The sequence below is a fragment of the Rhizobium sp. WCS2018Hpa-16 genome (genome assembly GCF_031843705.1).
Classification (GTDB): Bacteria; Pseudomonadota; Alphaproteobacteria; order Rhizobiales; family Rhizobiaceae; genus Agrobacterium; species Agrobacterium tumefaciens_C.
Window position 1 is genome coordinate 200,610 of record NZ_JAVTIX010000008.1, and the last position, 14,978, is coordinate 215,587.

Here is a 14,978-nt window from a genome sequence, read left to right on the forward strand (position 1 = left end):
ATGCGCGGTTACATATCGACAACGAGACCTTTGGCTTTCAGCACGGGCTCAAGATTGCTCACTTCAATCACCGACTTGCCCTGCTTATAGGCCTCGATGAAACCGGCTTCGGCATCTTCGCGTGCTTGCGAAAGCCGGGCGGCCTCCTGTGCTTCTGCACGGCGCACGACGACCAGCCCGTCTGCGTCACCGACGATGATATCGCCTGGATTGATGATTTCGTCACCTATTACGATGGAATCGTTCACAGCGGCAATGGTTTCCTTGACAGTGCCTTTGATGCAGACGCTGAGAGAGAAAACCGGAAAGCCGAGGTCCCGAAGCTGGAGCGTATCGCGAACGCCGGTGTCCGTCACCAGTCCGCCGATGCCCTTTGCAAGGCAGGCATTGGCCAGCACGTCGCCGAAAGAGCCTGCTTCTTCATATTCGCCTGCGGAGACGACGATGATGTCGCCCGGCTTGGCGTAGTTGATGGCGAGCTGCAACATGATGTTGTCACGCGGCGCACATTTGACGGTAAAGGCAGGACCGCACAGTTTCATGCGGTAATCGACAGGCTTCAAGCGCGAGGAAAGAGCGCCCTTGCGGCCCTGCGCCTCATGGATGGTAGCCGGGGAGAACTTTGCCAGTGCCTCGATGTCGGCTTTGGTTGGCCGTTCTGCAATATCTTTAATGTGGATCATAAAAAACCTCCCACGGTAGGGCCTACGGCGGGACGCACCCGCCGCTGGCGTCAATTGACGTAATGTGTTTGTGTTTGTGAATAAATTCCCGCAGGAATTACGGGATTGGATCGAACTTCAGTTCAGAAAGCGGCACCACCTTGTCGGTGCGTGTCATCTTGTATTCCGTGTCCGGGCCAAGCCATTTGTTCCAGATCTTGTTGATCTCGCCATCGGCATCCAGCTTGCGCAGAACTTCATTGATCTTCGCGGTCAGGTGCGGATTGTCCTTCGCCATGCCGATGCCGATTGGCTGATACAGCATCGGCTCCTCGATCATGCGCATTGGCTTGCCCTTGGTCTTGGATTCGTTGACGAACTTTGTTGTCGTCATGGTGTTGGCCACCATGCCGCGCGCTTTGCCCTGCTGAACGGCGAGATAGGCGGATGCCGTATCCTGGAACGTCAACGGGTCAGACTTGTTGAGCTTGATCGACATTTCGGAGGTCGAACCCTTGGTGGAGGCAACCCGCTGGCCTTCGAAATCGGACTTCTTCTTGCCCGCATCATCCACCGGCACGATCAGCATTTCCTTGGCGAGGTAATAGGGGTCGCTGAACTGGATCTGTTCGGCGCGGCTTTGCGTATAGGCAAGGTTGGCAACGGTGATGTCGACGCGGCCAAGCTTGACTTCAGGCACACGGGCTTCGACCGAAACCGGCTTCACCTCTGCCTTGACGCCCAGTTCCTTGGCGATTGCGCTGCAGAGATCGACATCGAAACCAGCCATTTCGCGGGTTTTCGGATCTGGTGCTGCAAATGGCACGACGTCTGCGAAGGTCGCGCAGCGCAGCGTCTTGTTGGCCATGATGGTGTCGAGCTGATCCGCCATTGCTGGCGAAGCAGCAGCAGTACCAGCAAGCACGGCAGTCAGTGTCAGGCATTTCCAGTTCATTGCTGTTCTCCTTTTATATTATTGTTTGGTATCAGTGGCGCAGATCGGCAAGGAACCGTTGCGCGCGCGGATGGCGGGGTGTCTTGAAAAACTCTTCCGGGGGTGCTTTTTCCAGGATTTCACCGGCGTCGATAAACCAGATGCGATCAGCGACCTCACGGGCAAAGCCCATTTCGTGGGTCACGCACAGCATGGTCATGCCTTCCGCCGCCAACCCCTTCATCACGGCCAGCACCTCGCCGACCATTTCCGGGTCAAGCGCGCTGGTCGGTTCATCGAAGAGCATGACAGGCGGTTCCATGGCGAGCGCCCGGGCAATCGCCACACGCTGTTGCTGGCCACCGGATAGTTGGCCCGGATAGGCTCCGGCCTTGTCGGCAAGCCCAACGCGATCCAGCAATGCAAGCGCCTTTTCACGCGCGACGTCCGGTGCCTCGCCCTTTACACGAACGGGTGAAATACTGACATTTTCAACGACCGAGAGATGCGGAAACAGGTTGAAATTCTGGAACACGAAACCGATACGGCTGCGCAGCAGGTTCAGCTCCCTCGTTCGCGTCGCGGCATGGATATCCTGGCCATCCAGCGTGATCGAGCCACTGTTGATTTCTTCCAGACGATTGACGGTGCGGATCAGGGTTGATTTGCCAGAACCGGAGGGGCCGCAGATGACAATCACTTCGCCACGCGTTACCTCGGCATGGATGTTCTTCAACACCTGAAAATCGCCATAGCTCTTGGAGACCTTGGAGATCAGGATCGTCTGTTGGGGCGTCGATGCTGCTGTCGTGGTCATGGCTGCTCCGTTAAGATTTTTGCCTGTGTCAGCGCAGCCTGTTGGGATCGGCTGACAACACCGGCGCGGCGACGGGAAATGCGACGCTCGATGGAATTGGCGAGATAGGTCAGGCTCCAGCAAATGGCGTAGTAGACGATTGCCAGAATGAGAAACACCTGGAAGGGCTGCGTCAGAAGCTGGTTGTTCACCTGGCTCGCAGCAAACGTCAGATCAGGCACGTTGATGACATAACCGAGTGTCGTATCCTTGATGGTCGCGACAAAGGTGGAGATCATGCTGGGGATCATGTTGTAGAGCGCCTGCGGCAGAATGATGAACCGCATCGCACCCATATAGCCATGGCCGAGCGCCCGAGCGGCATCCATCTGTCCTGCACCCAGTGCAACAATACCGCCTCTGATCACTTCGCTAAGGAACGCGCCCTGATAGACAACAAGCGTTGCCAGCATGATGGCAAAACTTGGTACGTCCGCGCCAGTCCAGAGCGGGATCAGGAAATAGGCCCAGAGAATGAGCATCAGCAGCGGAACACCGCGCGTGACATAGACAAGGACGGTCGCTGGCACGCGCAGAAGCCGCCACTTGGACAGGCGTGCCAGCGCCATGAGAATGCTCATCGGGAAGGCGAGCACGATGGCAAGTGCTGAAAGAATAATGGTGTTTGCCAGACCGCCGAGCGGGCCATTCGGATACTGACCGATCAACAGCAGCAGCCAGTTGTCCTGAACGATGGTGATCATTTCGCCAATCATGCGCGCGCCCTCCACACCGGATCGAGGCGCATCGAAAGATAGGAACCGGCTCCCATGATCAACAGGGAGAAGAAGAGGTAGAGAACGGTGCCGACCAGATAGATTTCAAACGTCTGGAAGCTCAGATTCTCGATTTCCTTGATCGCATGGGTCAATTCTGACGCGCCGATAACAAGAGCAAGGCTGCTGTTCTTGAACAGGGAAACGCTGTGATTGATGAGCGGTGGCAGCGCGTTTCGCACGCCTTGCGGCATGATGATGAAGCGCATTGCCGATATGTAGCCATGCCCCAGCGCCTTGGCGGCTTCCATCTGGCCCGCGCTGACAGAGCGAAGGCCCGAACGCAAATCCTCGCTGAAATAGGCGGCCTGACAAAGACCCAGGCCCACGACGGCGAAAATGGCTTCGGCATTATGGTCGGTCAGCCAGCTCGTGAGACCGGACGGCAATAGGGTGAAAATGCCGAAGTACCAGAGCATTAATTGCACCAGCGTCGGCACGTTACGATGATAGGAAACATAGGCAGCAACGAGACGGTCGCCGAAGCGGGATGGTGAGAAGCGGATGCAGAGCAGGACGAGTGCCAACGACATCGCCAGCGACCATGCACCAAGGAAGATGATGAATGTCATCTCGATGCCATGGATAAGCATCGCAATATATTCCTGATTGCTCAGTATGGCCCAAAGGTCGAAGCCCTTCACGGCTTTTGCTCCTTCGATGCGCCAGCCTCGTTGGCATCCTGCGGCCTGGCCGTTTGCAGACCACCCATCACCTGAAGCGTCGGCGTGATCTCCATGTGCCCGATATTGACGGCTACCGGCGCGGCGATGGCAAAAGCGATAGCGTCTGCAATATCTTCGGCCTTTGGCAGTTCAAAGCCATCGATAAAGCGTTCACGCACGCTCGGATCATTACCATGAACGTGGCTGAAGATATCCGTTGCCACGCGGCCGGGGCAGATTTCCGTCACCCGAACACGCTTGCCGAAAGCGTCGAGCCGCAACTGGTTCGACAGCATGGCAACCCCAGCCTTGACGGCGTGATAGGTCGAGTTACCACCGAAATTGTAATTTCCGGCAATCGAGGATATATTGACAACGTGTCCGCGGTCCCGTTCCACCATGCCCGGCACGATGAGACGGCATATGTGGAGGACAGCGCGCAGGTTCACATCAACCAGAAGATCAATGTCCTCTTCATCGGCCTGCAGAAATTTCTTCGGGCGATCCACACCGGCATTGTTGACCAGAATGTCGAACTGCACGCGGCTGGCCAGATCGGCAATGGCGGCGCGATCCGTCACGTCGATAACGTGGGCAATGCAGCCCGTGCGCTGTGCCAACTGCTTCAAGGCTTCGGCGCTGCGTGCGATGGCGTGGACTTCGATGTTTTCGCGGCGAAACCGCTCAACAATTGCGGCGCCGATGCCGGACGATGCGCCGGTGACCAATGCGGTGTTGTAATCGGAGAATGGCATTCTGATCCCCTTATTGTTGTCACGGAGCTTAACGAAGCTTTTCCTGCTTGCCTAAGACCGATTACTTTTGGAGTAATAAGGAAGTTTTATGGAGGCCCTCTGCAAAGGTTTTTGGTAGTGAGACCAGCGAAAATCCTAAGTGCACACGCTTGCATGATTGCTGTGCCGGCTCTAACCTTTACCGGTAGAAGATGTGAATAATCGCGCCTTCCAAATATGAAATCATTATTGCTGCAATGGATATCAGACGTCTTAGATCTTTCATCGTTATCGTTGATAGCGGCAGCATCACCCGTGCGGCCGATATTCTGCATCTGGCCCAACCGGCGCTTAGCCAGCAACTGGCGGCCCTCGAGGAACATTTCGGCCAGAAACTTCTGATCCGCAGCCAGCAGGGTGTGACGATGACGGATGCGGGCCACGCCGTGTATCGCCATTCGCAAATCATTCTTCGCCAGATGGAGCAGGCGCAGGTAGATGCGGCAGCGGCCGGCAATTCCCTGGCAGGACGCGTGTCGGTCGGCCTCGTACCCTTCAGCAGCGCAGCTACGCTCTCTGTCGAACTGCTTGCAGAAACACGAAAGCGACATCCGGGTATTTTGATCCATCTGACGGAAAGTGTGGGGCAGACCTATAGCCAGATGATCATGAACGGTCGGCTGGAAATGGCGCTGATCCACGGGGTCGGCCCGATCAAGGGCGTACGTTTTGAGCCTGTCCTCAGCGAGGAATTCTATCTGGTTGCCCATCGCAACTTCGCAATCGAAGCAGACATGAAACCGGTGCCAATCGGCGCGCTGGACGGGCTGCCGATGCTTTTGCCGCCCAGCTATAACTTTGTGCGCAGGGCCGTGGAGACCGCATTCACCCGCAGCCGCATCAATCTGAAGGTGGTAGCGGAAGTCGAAATCGTGAGAACGCTTGCACGGGCAGTTGCAACCGGGCTTGGCGCCACCATCATGCCCAAAGCCATCGCCGACCGTATCGTTTCGGAATCGAGTGAGCCTCTTGTCTGCAGACTTCTGTCTCCGCGCATTGAAGAGACCTTGTCGCTATGCACTTCAGACCAGAACACGCTTTCGGAACCGGCTTTCGCAGTGAAGGATATTCTGGTGGAGCTGACTGAGACGCTGAAGCTGTAACCGGCCCGAAAACCGGGCCGGTTAGAAACCATGCTTACCGCATTGTTTTGCAGAATTCAGCAATGCGGGCGCAGCCTTCATTGAGCATTTCCATGCTTGTGGCATAGGAAATGCGGAAATAGGGGCTCATGCCATAGGCGGAACCCTGTACGGTTGCGACTTGGTGTTCTTCTACAAGTGCCATGACGAAATCGACATCGCTTTCGATTTTGCGACCGCCCTTCGTCGTTTTGCCAATCAATCCTGAAATATTTGGGTAGATATAGAAGGCACCTTCCGGCTTGTGGCACCGCAGGCCATCAATCTGTGCCAGCCTGTCGAGCACGAAATCGCGTCTTTCCCGGTAGATCGCAGCGCGCTCCTTGAGCAGGTCCTGTGGGCCATCAAGGGCCGCAATGGCTGCTGCCTGTGTGACTGTGGCGATACCGCCGCCATTCTGGCCATTGACATTGCTGATCGCAGAAATCAGTTCTTTCGATCCGCTGGCGCAATAGCCCAGGCGCCAACCCGTCATCGCATAGGCCTTGGAAACACCATTCATGGTGAGCACACGGTCGTAAAGGCGAGGCTCGACATCGGCAATCGTGCCGAATTCAAACCCGTCATAGACGAGATGCTCATAGATATCGTCGGTCAAGATCCAGACATGGGGGTGGCGCAACATGACCTCGGCAATTGCCGCCATCTCGGTGCGCGAGCAGGCCGCACCGGTCGGATTGCCTGGGAAGTTGAGGAAAAGCCACTTGGTGCGTGGGGTGATCGCCGCCTCAAGATCCTCCGGGCGCAGTTTGAAGCCAGCCTGCTCAAAGCACGGCACAGAAACCGGAACGCCACCGGCAAATTTGACGATATCGGCATAGCTGACCCATGATGGCGTCGGGATGACAACTTCGTCACCTGGATTGCAGGTGGCCAGCATGGCGTTGAAAATGACCTGTTTCCCGCCGGCGGAGACCACGATCTGGCTGGCATCATAATCGAGATTATTGTCGCGCTTGAATTTGCGGATGATTGCCGCCTTCAGCGCAGGCGTGCCGTCCATCGGCGGATATTTTGTTTCACCATTCAGCGCCGCCGCGTGCGCGGCCTCAACGGCATGTGCAGGTGTGGGAAAATCCGGTTCGCCGGACGAAAGACTGACAACTTTCACACCTTTGGCGGCCAATTCTCTGGCGCGCTGCGTCATGGCAGCGGAAGCCGAGATGGAGACATTTTTCAGACGGTCGGCTGTGGAGGGCATGGGATGTTCTTTCGATGATATTGGACAAACAACAAACAGCAATTCGCTCAGGATGCGAGTTCCGCCGCAGGGGTGAGCGTTGCGCCAGTGGCTTCGATTTCACTGCGAATGATGCGAGCGAGCTCCAGAGACCCCGGCGTATCGCTGTGCACGAGAATAGACCGCGCCGGCATGGTGAGGATCGCACCATCGATCGCCTCCACGGTGCCGTCGGTCAGGAAGCGGCGAACGCGGACGCGCACCGAAGCTTCATCCTTGACGAGCGCGCCTTCAAGCCCGCGTGCCACCAGCTTTCCTTCACGGTCATAGGCGCGGTCGGCCAGAAACAGAGCCGCCGTCTTGAGGCCCGCTCGCTTTGCCGCCTTTTCGATTTCGCTGTCTGGCGTCACGAACACGACAAGCTTTGGATCGACAAGGCAGATGGCGCTCATCATCAAATCGGCCAGTCTGGGGTCGCGATTGACCATATTGCCCATGGCCGCATGAAAGCTGAAATGGCCGACCGTCATGTCTTCGGTTTTGGCAATCGCCATCAGCGCACCCAGTTGATAGAGCATCTGCTGGCGCAGCTCGTCAGGCTGAAAAGGCATTTCACGCCGCCCGAAACCAGCTCTGTCCGGCAGACCGGGATGCGCGCCGATACCAACACCGTTGGCTTTCGCCAGACGCACCATTCTCGCCATCGTATCTGGATCGCCACCGTGAAAGCCGCAGGCAATATTGGCCGATGACACGATCTTCATCATCGCCTCGTCGTCACACAGCCGGTAAGGGCCGAACCCTTCGCCCATGTCGGAATTCAGATCGATTTTCATCGCTTCCTCCTTTTCGCCCCAGTGCCGTCAGGCCATTGCTTTCAGCGCACGCTTGACCATTTGTGATGTCTGCCGGACGTCCTCGACGTAGCCAGCGACGGCCTGCTCGACCGCGCGCGCCTCAGCGTGGTCGCAGCGCACAAATTTCAAACGGCTGCCGATACGGGCTTGGCCCAGCCGCCACAGGTCGCCTTCGATGACACCGGCAATTTTGGGATAGCCGCCTGCGGTATTGGCGTCGCTCATCTGGATAATTGGCTCCCCACCCGGCGGCACCTGCACGACACCCGGAACGACCCCGTGGGAGCGCATTTCGATGGTTTCCGTCGGTTTGACAGGGTCACCGGACAGGCGATATCCCGTTCGGTCGCTACGAGACGATATCCGCCATGTCTGGCTCCAGAATGCTTCGCCGTCTAGCGCAAACAAGCCGTGTTCACCAGCGGCAATGGCGCGGATCGGCAAAACACCATCAATCGGCGCGACAAAGACATCCCGAAGGGCTGTGGCAGGCTCAACGACTGCAATGCCGCTTTGAGGTAGCGGCAGGGCATCCGGCAATGAACCAATCGAGAGCTTGTCACCCTTCACAAGAGGCCGCCCGGCATGGCCGCCAAAGGCACCGCGCAGCGCTGTGCTTCTCGAGTCCATCAGCACCGGCACATCGATGCCGCCCGCCAACACGATATAGGCGCGTGCCAGTTTTGGTGGCTGTGCGAGCTCCAGCACCTGGCCTTCGGTTGCGATCTGCGCGCACCACCCGAGAATGTCCCTGCCATCCAGCACGGGGTTGCCATCGGAGCCCGTGACCGCAAAAGCCGTCTTCGCGTCAAACCGCAGTTTAAAGGGAAATGTCTGAACCTCGATCACAGCCGCATCATCGGCGTTGCCGACGAGAATATTGCCGATCTTTACGGCGAGGGGGTCCATGGCTCCACCGGCGGATACGCCGATATCTCGATAGCCGGGCCGACCAAGATCCTGAACTGTGTTGAAGGGACCTGTTTCGATGATCTCGATCATAGCTCGATCCTCTCCGGCACGAAGCGGACGATATCGCCCGGAGCCATCAGCGCTGGCGTTGAGGACGAGGGATCAAACATCTGCATGTCCGCATAACCGATGGAGTTCCAGCCGTTGGGGCCCGTCAGCATGGCCACGCCAGTCTGCATTCCGCCAATCGTCACGCAGCCTTTTTCCATTCTTATTGATGGAACGGTCTTTCTTGGCATGTAGATCCGCTGATCGAGACCATGGAGATAACCAAAGCCGGGCGCGCTGCCCAGCGCAAAAACCCGGTAGGTGGCCTCATGGTGAATACGCACCACATCGCGGTCACTCAATCCAGAGCGATCACAAAGCGCCGCAAGATCTGTTGCGTGTACGCCGCCGTACTGAACGGGGATCTCTATCGTCTTGCCCGCCAGATCAAGGCTCTGGGCATCGTTCCAGGCGTCAAGCAATCGCGTGACCATCATCTCTGGATCGACAGGCGTTTCATGCAGAATCGTCAGCATATTGGTCATGCCGGGAATAACTTCCACGACATCTGCCCAGGCGCTCACAGTCTGTGCCAAAGCCCAAATCCAGCGTTGCGCGGGCAGATCGAATGCGCCCGGCGCTTCCAGAAGAAAAGATCGAGATCCGATGAACGATATACGAGCCTTCCCCTTGGTGACAGGTACGCTTTCGCGCAACTGCGCCATGAGGTTTGAGTTGGCAATCATGATGCGGGCTCTATTTCAAACAGAGGGTCGCCGAAGCCTACCAGCGCATTGGTCTCGGCAAGCTGTTTCGTTAATGAGCCATTGTGGCCAGCAGCAACGGGCAGCAGCACGGGACCTATACGCAGGAAGCCGATGACATCCATGGCTGAAACCTTTCGCGAGATGAGCGGAGGCTCGTTCGAGGACGTATTCGATAGGCAGAAAATGCCTGCCATGGGTGCTTTGACCAGAACGGCGGAACGTTCATTCTGCACGGTTACCCGATCAAGCTGTACGCTTTTGTTTGTGGCAATGACGATACGCAAATGCCCGTCGCGGCCTGTGATTTCCAGACCGTCCACACCCGCTGCCGTCAGCGCATCCGTTAAGGCTGCGATGGTAGCCGGATCGCTTAAGTCAAGCGTGCTCATGCCGTCATCCGCTGTTTGAGCCATTGTTCAAGATAGTGAATATCCGTTTCGCCCGCGGCAAAGTTCCTGTCTTCGAACAACGCCCTCAGGAGCGGCAGGTTGGTCGAGATGCCCTCGATGCGCGTCGCGGAAAGCGCGTCCCGCATCTTCGCCATCGCCTCCGTGCGGGTCGGCGCATGGACGATGAGCTTGGCGATCAGGGAGTCGTAATAGGGAGAAATGCGGTACCCGTCATGAATATGGGTGTCGACACGAATGCCCGGTCCTTGCGGCAGCGCGAGAGCAGTCACTGTCCCGGCCGACGGCATAAAACTTTCCGGGTCTTCGGCATTGATACGGCATTCAAAGGAATGGCCGTTGCACTGGATGTCTTCCTTGGCGAGTTCCAGAACCTCGCCCAGTGCGGCCCTGATCTGAACCTGGACGATATCGACGCCGCTGGTCATTTCCGTTACGGGATGTTCCACCTGAAGGCGGGTATTCATCTCGATGAAATAGAAACTGCCATTCTCATAAAGAAATTCGAACGTACCAACGCCGCGATAACCGATCAACTGACATGCCTCGACGCAAGCCCTGCCAACGGCATTGATGACGTCATCCGCGATACCCGGTGCTGGTGCTTCTTCCACCACCTTTTGGTGGCGGCGTTGCATTGAGCAATCGCGATGCCCAAGCCAAACGGCGTTGCCATGCGTATCACATAGCACCTGAATTTCGATGTGCCGGGGATGCCGAAGAAACTTTTCCATATACAGCGCTGCAGACCCGAAAGCCTGATGCGCTTCCTCGCGGGTTGTTGCAATCGCCTCGTGCAGCAGAGCTGCATCTTGCACCACCCGCATTCCCCGCCCGCCGCCGCCGCCGGCTGCCTTGATGATAACGGGATATCCAATCTCCTGCGCTATACGCTCGACGATCTCCGGCTCTTCGGGAAGGGCTGTATCCGGTCCCGGAACGCAGGGAACGCCCGCTGCGATCATCGCGCGCTTTGCAGCTATCTTGTCGCCCATAGTCGCGATAGAAGCTGCATCAGGCCCGACGAAAACCAGCCCCGCCTTCTCAATAGCTTCCGAAAACCCAGCATTTTCAGATAGAAAGCCATAACCGGGATGGATTGCGCCAGCATTGGTCAACTTTGCGGCAAGCAGGATCGCGTCCTTGTTGAGATAGCTCTTACCCGCATTGGACGGACCAATGCACAGGAGGTGGTCCGCAGTTTTGCCATAGGTTGCCTGGCGGTCCGCCTCCGAGCAAATGGCAACGGTTTTCAATCCCAGCTCGCGACAGGCCCGTTGGATACGAACCGCGATTTCTCCCCGATTCGCAATCAACACCGTATCAAAGCGTCTTTTATCAAATGCATGATCGTTCGAGCGTTCCGTCATAAGGCGATCTCCGCCAGAAGATCACCCGTCTCTATCTCACAGCCATCGATATCGGTGAGATAGGCAATACGCCCACCCCTGGGCGCCGCAATCTTGTTGAATACCTTCATCGCCTCGATGATGAACAGAGTCTGCCCCTGTTCAACGAAGTCCCCGGTTCGGACGAAAGGCGCCTGTCCGGGCGCGGAAGCGCGATGCAGAACTCCGAACACCGGAGCTTTTATAGCAACTGTCAAAGCGGTTGTTGGGACGTTGAATGCATCGTTTGCTACACCTGTATTCGGCACATCTATTTCTGCGCGTGCCTTTTCTGTCGTTTGGAAAATACGGACCGAGACGTCCTTTTCCGAAACATTCAGCTCCGTGACATTCGTCCGTCCAACGAAATCTATCAGTATTTTGATCTTTGACAGGTCCATGAGCACACTCAGCATTTTAGCAAGGCCTCCGCAGCCCTCCATTTCGGACTACTTTGTACCTGTTAGCTGCCTACACGATGCCGGCCGCGATGGGGTCAAAAGAACTTTTGATGGGGTGTGGCTTTGCAGAAGAATCAAGCCAAAAATAGGGTTGGCTGACCTTAGGTCTGGCAGTCGAACACAACGCCTGATCGGGTACGCACTCACGACCAGTGTGTTATGAATTCAGCGGTTAGAAAGAATCTCCCACCCAATCTTCATGGCAGTGCCGTATACGGATCACGAAGATGCTCCCGTCTTCAATGATGCGGTACACGACGAGGTGAGCCTTGAACCGATGAATCTGACAGGAGCAGAAATTTCATGACGTTCGCGCGCCATTCCTGGGTTGGTAGCGACGAGTTCCAGCAAGGCAAAAAGCTCATCGTTTTATCGTTTGGCAACGACTGCTCCGAAGTTGCGAATGCCTTCTTCCACAATGCAAACAATATCTTCTTCCGCTTGGACCGAAACGTTGAATCGCATCAAGCGCGTCCGCAGTTGTTCTCTGCTCGAGCGGTGGCTGCAGCAAACAACTCGTCCCTTGAACAGCTTCCAACTCCGCTTCTAATCCCGTCGTCGACAAAGCGCTGCATCTCGGCAATCTTATCGGTACGGGCTTGGTCTCTGCGGATCAAGTCCCTAACGTAATCGCTCGCGTACGAGTATCGACCCGTCTTGGCCTGTGCTTCTACCCAATCTTTCATGGGATCTGGCAGGGATACATTCATCGTCGCCATTCGAGTCTCCTTGATGTCTCCAAGACCCCCCCGATGGCAAAGTTTGTCAAACCGGCGGTGAGGCCGCAATAGCAGCACTTGAAGGGAGTCGAATCTTCGACCCGTGCACTGGCTCCACGAAGTAACTGAAACTTCTTTTACCTCGTCAGATAACGGGTCGAGCATCGAAAAGTTAGACCCTGGCTAAATAGCACATCCCAACGGCAACCGGATGGGCAACGCTGTTTTTGGAGAAGGCTTGGTCGGACGACAACATTGACACGCCGTTACTTTAGTATTTTTCTGGGCAAGGATGCCAGTTTTCCTGAAACGATCTATTGAACATTAGTGTTTATGCGAATTCTGGCGCCGAATGCTGGTCGATAGAAATGGCGGCATTTTGTTGTCAGGTGGACCGGCCAATAGAATTGCAAAGACGATGATAGGATGAAGGTATATAAGAAGTTATTGAAATACGGTTGTGCGACGGCTCATTTGTGCCACCTATATTGTTGTCGTGGTGGCGACGGTAAAACTGCTGCGTTGCAGCACAATTACGGGACTGTCTACTTACGCGACGCAACGATATTTCATTCTTAGATGCCGCGATTTCAGCGTTCGCGACGTGGCTCTTGCAGAAGTCTTATGCGCTCCATAAACGCGGTACCGTCGAATTGTTTTGAAGCTGTCACACCTTCATCCCTAGACCTGATTGTGTGGAAGAACACTTCCAGGTTCACGACCGGAATCGGCTTAATGTTACGGACGACATCTATATCTGTCCGCGTCGTCACCACGATGGAATAGGCATCGGAGTTCAATGCGTCGATCAGTTCAGGAATCGATTGTATCGCGCTGGCGGAATGCCCTTGAGAGGTGGTTCGGGAAATTTGAACAGCGAGGATAAGTGGAATTTGTGCCTGACTTCGGCTTAAATGCCGGGAACAGGAGATACCATGACGAGACGACCGCGCCGGAACCACAGCCCGGCTTTCAAGGCAAAAGTGGCGCTCGCCGCCATCCGGGGCGAGCAGACGCTGTTGGAATTCCCAGCAGTTCGACGTGCATGCCAACCAGATCAAACAGTGGAAAGACCAGCTCCTTGAGGGGGCGACAGGCGTTTTCGGCGATGAAGCGAAGACGGAGCCGGCGGGGCCAACTGTGGACGTCAAAACGCTTCACGCCAAGATTGGCGAACTGACGCTGGAAAATGATTTTTTAGCCGGAGCGCTCGGCAAGGCAGGCTTGCTGGGCGGAAAAAAATGATCGACCGCAAGCACAAACTCTCCGTCGTGCGCCAGGCGAAGCTTCTCGGCTTCAGCCGTGGCAGCGTGTACTATTCTCCACGTTCAGTATCGGACGGCGATCTGGTTTTGATGCGCCGGATCGACGCACTGCATCTCGACTACCCTTTTGCCGGAAGTCGTATGTTGCAAGGGCTCTTGAGAGGAGAAGGGCTACAAACCGGTCGGCTGCACGTCGCCACGTTGATGAAGAAAATGGGCATCGAGGCTATATATCGTCGCCCGAACACATCCAAACCAGCGCCAGGTCACAAAATCTATCCCTACCTCCTACGCAAGCTGGCGGTCACCCGGCCTAACCAGGTCTGGGCGATGGACCTGACCTATATTCCGATGGCTCGCGGCTTCGTCTATCTCTGCGCCGTCGTGGACTGGTTCAGCCGGAGGGTTCTGTCGTGGCGGCTGTCGATCACGATGGAGGCAGCCTTCTGCATCGAAGCAGTCGAGGAAGCGCTGGCCCGTTATGGCAAACCGGACATATTCAATACCGACCAAGGCTCGCAGTTCACCTCGATGGACTTCACGGCGGTGCTGAAGAAAGCCGAAATCGCCATCACGATGGATGGCAAGGGTGCGTGGCGGGACAACGTGTTCGTCGAACGGCTCTGGCGTTCAATCAAATACGAGGAAGTCTACCTCCATGCCTACAAGACCGTGTCCGAGGCCCGCGTCGGCATTGGCCGATATCTAGCCTTTTACAATAGCCGACGCCCACATTCTTTCGTTGACCGGCAGACACCGGATCAGGCTTACTTCAACGCGCTGACGCCAATGATAGTGGCGGCATAATCGAGGCGGAAATCCACTTAACAAAACGCCCGAAACTGTTCAGACAAACCGAGCCACCTCTTACCTTTGATTTCTTGATAAACGGGGCGTGAAGCCTTGAGTACCGCTGGCCAGATTGAATGGTTGGCCAGCGTGTCATTTAATAGATAGCGTCGGCGCTTATGCGCAGCCGACAAAAATACCGTAGAAGCTTAACCTTGCACGGCCCCCCGCAATATTTGGGGCGGCACCATGAGTTTAGGTCCCAAAACTTATCTGTGACGCACTGCGTAAAGGCTGCGCCATCAGTTATTTCCAGAGATCGACATGGGGCTCCAGTGAGTTAGGCACATCCAAGG

General features: G+C 56.1%; 15 protein-coding genes and 2 pseudogenes. 2 read left to right on the top strand and 15 right to left on the bottom strand.

Going from position 1 to position 14,978, the window contains the following annotated elements:
- Positions 1-8: 8 nt before the first annotated feature.
- The 6 genes from RQI55_RS20430 to RQI55_RS20455 form a co-directional block, all read right to left on the bottom strand.
- Positions 9-683, bottom strand: coding sequence for a 4-carboxy-4-hydroxy-2-oxoadipate aldolase/oxaloacetate decarboxylase (locus RQI55_RS20430; protein WP_042615847.1), 675 nt, complete (start codon positions 681-683; stop codon positions 9-11).
- A 97-nt stretch (positions 684-780) separates the two neighbouring features.
- Positions 781-1,617 (bottom strand): ABC transporter substrate-binding protein, encoded by an 837-nt coding sequence (locus RQI55_RS20435; RefSeq protein WP_311273412.1) that lies wholly within the window; start codon positions 1,615-1,617, stop codon positions 781-783.
- A 31-nt stretch (positions 1,618-1,648) separates the two neighbouring features.
- The gene (locus RQI55_RS20440) at positions 1,649-2,413 is read right to left on the bottom strand and encodes an amino acid ABC transporter ATP-binding protein (RefSeq protein WP_311273413.1); all 765 of its coding nucleotides are present in this window, start codon (positions 2,411-2,413) and stop codon (positions 1,649-1,651) included.
- A complete protein-coding gene (locus RQI55_RS20445) occupies positions 2,410-3,168 on the bottom strand; it encodes an amino acid ABC transporter permease (RefSeq protein ID WP_311273414.1) in 759 nt (252 codons plus the stop codon). The genes RQI55_RS20440 and RQI55_RS20445 overlap by 4 nt, the downstream gene beginning before the upstream one ends.
- A complete protein-coding gene (locus RQI55_RS20450) occupies positions 3,165-3,872 on the bottom strand; it encodes an amino acid ABC transporter permease (RefSeq protein WP_311273415.1) in 708 nt (235 codons plus the stop codon). Before RQI55_RS20450 ends, RQI55_RS20445 begins: the two co-directional genes overlap by 4 nt.
- Complete coding sequence (locus RQI55_RS20455; RefSeq protein ID WP_311273416.1) at positions 3,869-4,648, bottom strand: SDR family oxidoreductase; 780 nt, start codon at positions 4,646-4,648, stop codon at positions 3,869-3,871. The genes RQI55_RS20450 and RQI55_RS20455 overlap by 4 nt, the downstream gene beginning before the upstream one ends.
- A 236-nt stretch (positions 4,649-4,884) precedes the next feature.
- On the opposite strand from RQI55_RS20455, the gene nac reads away from it, so the two are divergent.
- Positions 4,885-5,790: a nitrogen assimilation transcriptional regulator NAC gene (gene nac / locus RQI55_RS20460; protein WP_311273417.1), complete on the top strand. Its 906-nt coding sequence runs from the start codon at positions 4,885-4,887 to the stop codon at positions 5,788-5,790.
- A gap of 34 nt (positions 5,791-5,824) precedes the next feature.
- Here the strand turns inward: nac and RQI55_RS20465 are convergent, their stop codons facing one another.
- The 9 genes and pseudogenes from RQI55_RS20465 to RQI55_RS20505 all read right to left on the bottom strand — a co-directional run bounded on the left by RQI55_RS20465 (position 5,825) and on the right by RQI55_RS20505 (position 12,568).
- Entirely contained in the window at positions 5,825-7,030 is a 1,206-nt protein-coding gene (locus tag RQI55_RS20465; protein WP_311273418.1) for a pyridoxal phosphate-dependent aminotransferase, read from the bottom strand.
- Between the two features lie 47 nt (positions 7,031-7,077).
- On the bottom strand, positions 7,078-7,845 hold the full coding sequence (locus RQI55_RS20470) for a 5-oxoprolinase subunit PxpA (RefSeq protein ID WP_311273419.1): 768 nt from the start codon (positions 7,843-7,845) through the stop codon (positions 7,078-7,080).
- A 27-nt stretch (positions 7,846-7,872) separates the two neighbouring features.
- Positions 7,873-8,868 (bottom strand): biotin-dependent carboxyltransferase family protein, encoded by a 996-nt coding sequence (locus RQI55_RS20475; protein ID WP_311273420.1) that lies wholly within the window; start codon positions 8,866-8,868, stop codon positions 7,873-7,875.
- Positions 8,865-9,572 carry a 5-oxoprolinase subunit PxpB gene (gene pxpB / locus RQI55_RS20480; protein ID WP_311273421.1) on the bottom strand — a complete coding sequence of 236 codons (708 nt, stop codon included), beginning with the start codon at positions 9,570-9,572 and terminating at the stop codon, positions 8,865-8,867. The genes RQI55_RS20475 and pxpB overlap by 4 nt, the downstream gene beginning before the upstream one ends.
- Positions 9,569-9,982 carry an acetyl-CoA carboxylase gene (locus tag RQI55_RS20485; RefSeq protein WP_311273422.1) on the bottom strand — a complete coding sequence of 138 codons (414 nt, stop codon included), beginning with the start codon at positions 9,980-9,982 and terminating at the stop codon, positions 9,569-9,571. The genes pxpB and RQI55_RS20485 overlap by 4 nt, the downstream gene beginning before the upstream one ends.
- Complete coding sequence (accC, locus tag RQI55_RS20490) at positions 9,979-11,370, bottom strand: acetyl-CoA carboxylase biotin carboxylase subunit (RefSeq protein WP_311273423.1); 1,392 nt, start codon at positions 11,368-11,370, stop codon at positions 9,979-9,981. Before accC ends, RQI55_RS20485 begins: the two co-directional genes overlap by 4 nt.
- Entirely contained in the window at positions 11,367-11,789 is a 423-nt protein-coding gene (locus RQI55_RS20495; RefSeq protein WP_311273470.1) for a biotin/lipoyl-containing protein, read from the bottom strand. The genes accC and RQI55_RS20495 overlap by 4 nt, the downstream gene beginning before the upstream one ends.
- 232 nt (positions 11,790-12,021) lie before the next feature.
- A pseudogene (locus RQI55_RS20500) lies at positions 12,022-12,314 on the bottom strand (type II toxin-antitoxin system RelE/ParE family toxin).
- Positions 12,314-12,568, bottom strand: coding sequence for a type II toxin-antitoxin system ParD family antitoxin (locus RQI55_RS20505; RefSeq protein ID WP_311273424.1), 255 nt, complete (start codon positions 12,566-12,568; stop codon positions 12,314-12,316). The pseudogene RQI55_RS20500 and the gene RQI55_RS20505 overlap by 1 nt, the downstream one beginning before the upstream one ends.
- Before the next feature lie 935 nt (positions 12,569-13,503).
- Between RQI55_RS20505 and RQI55_RS20510 the strand changes: the two are divergent.
- Positions 13,504-14,640: pseudogene (locus tag RQI55_RS20510) on the top strand (IS3 family transposase).
- The last annotated feature ends 338 nt before the right edge of the window (positions 14,641-14,978 follow it).

Excerpts from the sequence above, each read along its gene's own strand:
- RQI55_RS20430 (WP_042615847.1), bottom strand. The coding sequence starts at position 683 with ATGATCCACATTAAAGATATTGCAGAACGGCCAACCAAAGCCGACATC.
- RQI55_RS20435 (WP_311273412.1), bottom strand. The coding sequence starts at position 1,617 with ATGAACTGGAAATGCCTGACACTGACTGCCGTGCTTGCTGGTACTGCT.
- RQI55_RS20440 (WP_311273413.1), bottom strand. The coding sequence starts at position 2,413 with ATGACCACGACAGCAGCATCGACGCCCCAACAGACGATCCTGATCTCC.
- RQI55_RS20445 (WP_311273414.1), bottom strand. The coding sequence starts at position 3,168 with ATGATTGGCGAAATGATCACCATCGTTCAGGACAACTGGCTGCTGCTG.
- RQI55_RS20455 (WP_311273416.1), bottom strand. The coding sequence starts at position 4,648 with ATGCCATTCTCCGATTACAACACCGCATTGGTCACCGGCGCATCGTCC.
- nac (WP_311273417.1), top strand. The coding sequence starts at position 4,885 with ATGGATATCAGACGTCTTAGATCTTTCATCGTTATCGTTGATAGCGGC.
- RQI55_RS20465 (WP_311273418.1), bottom strand. The coding sequence starts at position 7,030 with ATGCCCTCCACAGCCGACCGTCTGAAAAATGTCTCCATCTCGGCTTCC.
- RQI55_RS20470 (WP_311273419.1), bottom strand. The coding sequence starts at position 7,845 with ATGAAAATCGATCTGAATTCCGACATGGGCGAAGGGTTCGGCCCTTAC.
- RQI55_RS20475 (WP_311273420.1), bottom strand. The coding sequence starts at position 8,868 with ATGATCGAGATCATCGAAACAGGTCCCTTCAACACAGTTCAGGATCTT.
- pxpB (WP_311273421.1), bottom strand. The coding sequence starts at position 9,572 with ATGATTGCCAACTCAAACCTCATGGCGCAGTTGCGCGAAAGCGTACCT.
- RQI55_RS20485 (WP_311273422.1), bottom strand. The coding sequence starts at position 9,982 with ATGAGCACGCTTGACTTAAGCGATCCGGCTACCATCGCAGCCTTAACG.
- accC (WP_311273423.1), bottom strand. The coding sequence starts at position 11,370 with ATGACGGAACGCTCGAACGATCATGCATTTGATAAAAGACGCTTTGAT.
- RQI55_RS20495 (WP_311273470.1), bottom strand. The coding sequence starts at position 11,789 with ATGGACCTGTCAAAGATCAAAATACTGATAGATTTCGTTGGACGGACG.
- RQI55_RS20505 (WP_311273424.1), bottom strand. The coding sequence starts at position 12,568 with ATGGCGACGATGAATGTATCCCTGCCAGATCCCATGAAAGATTGGGTA.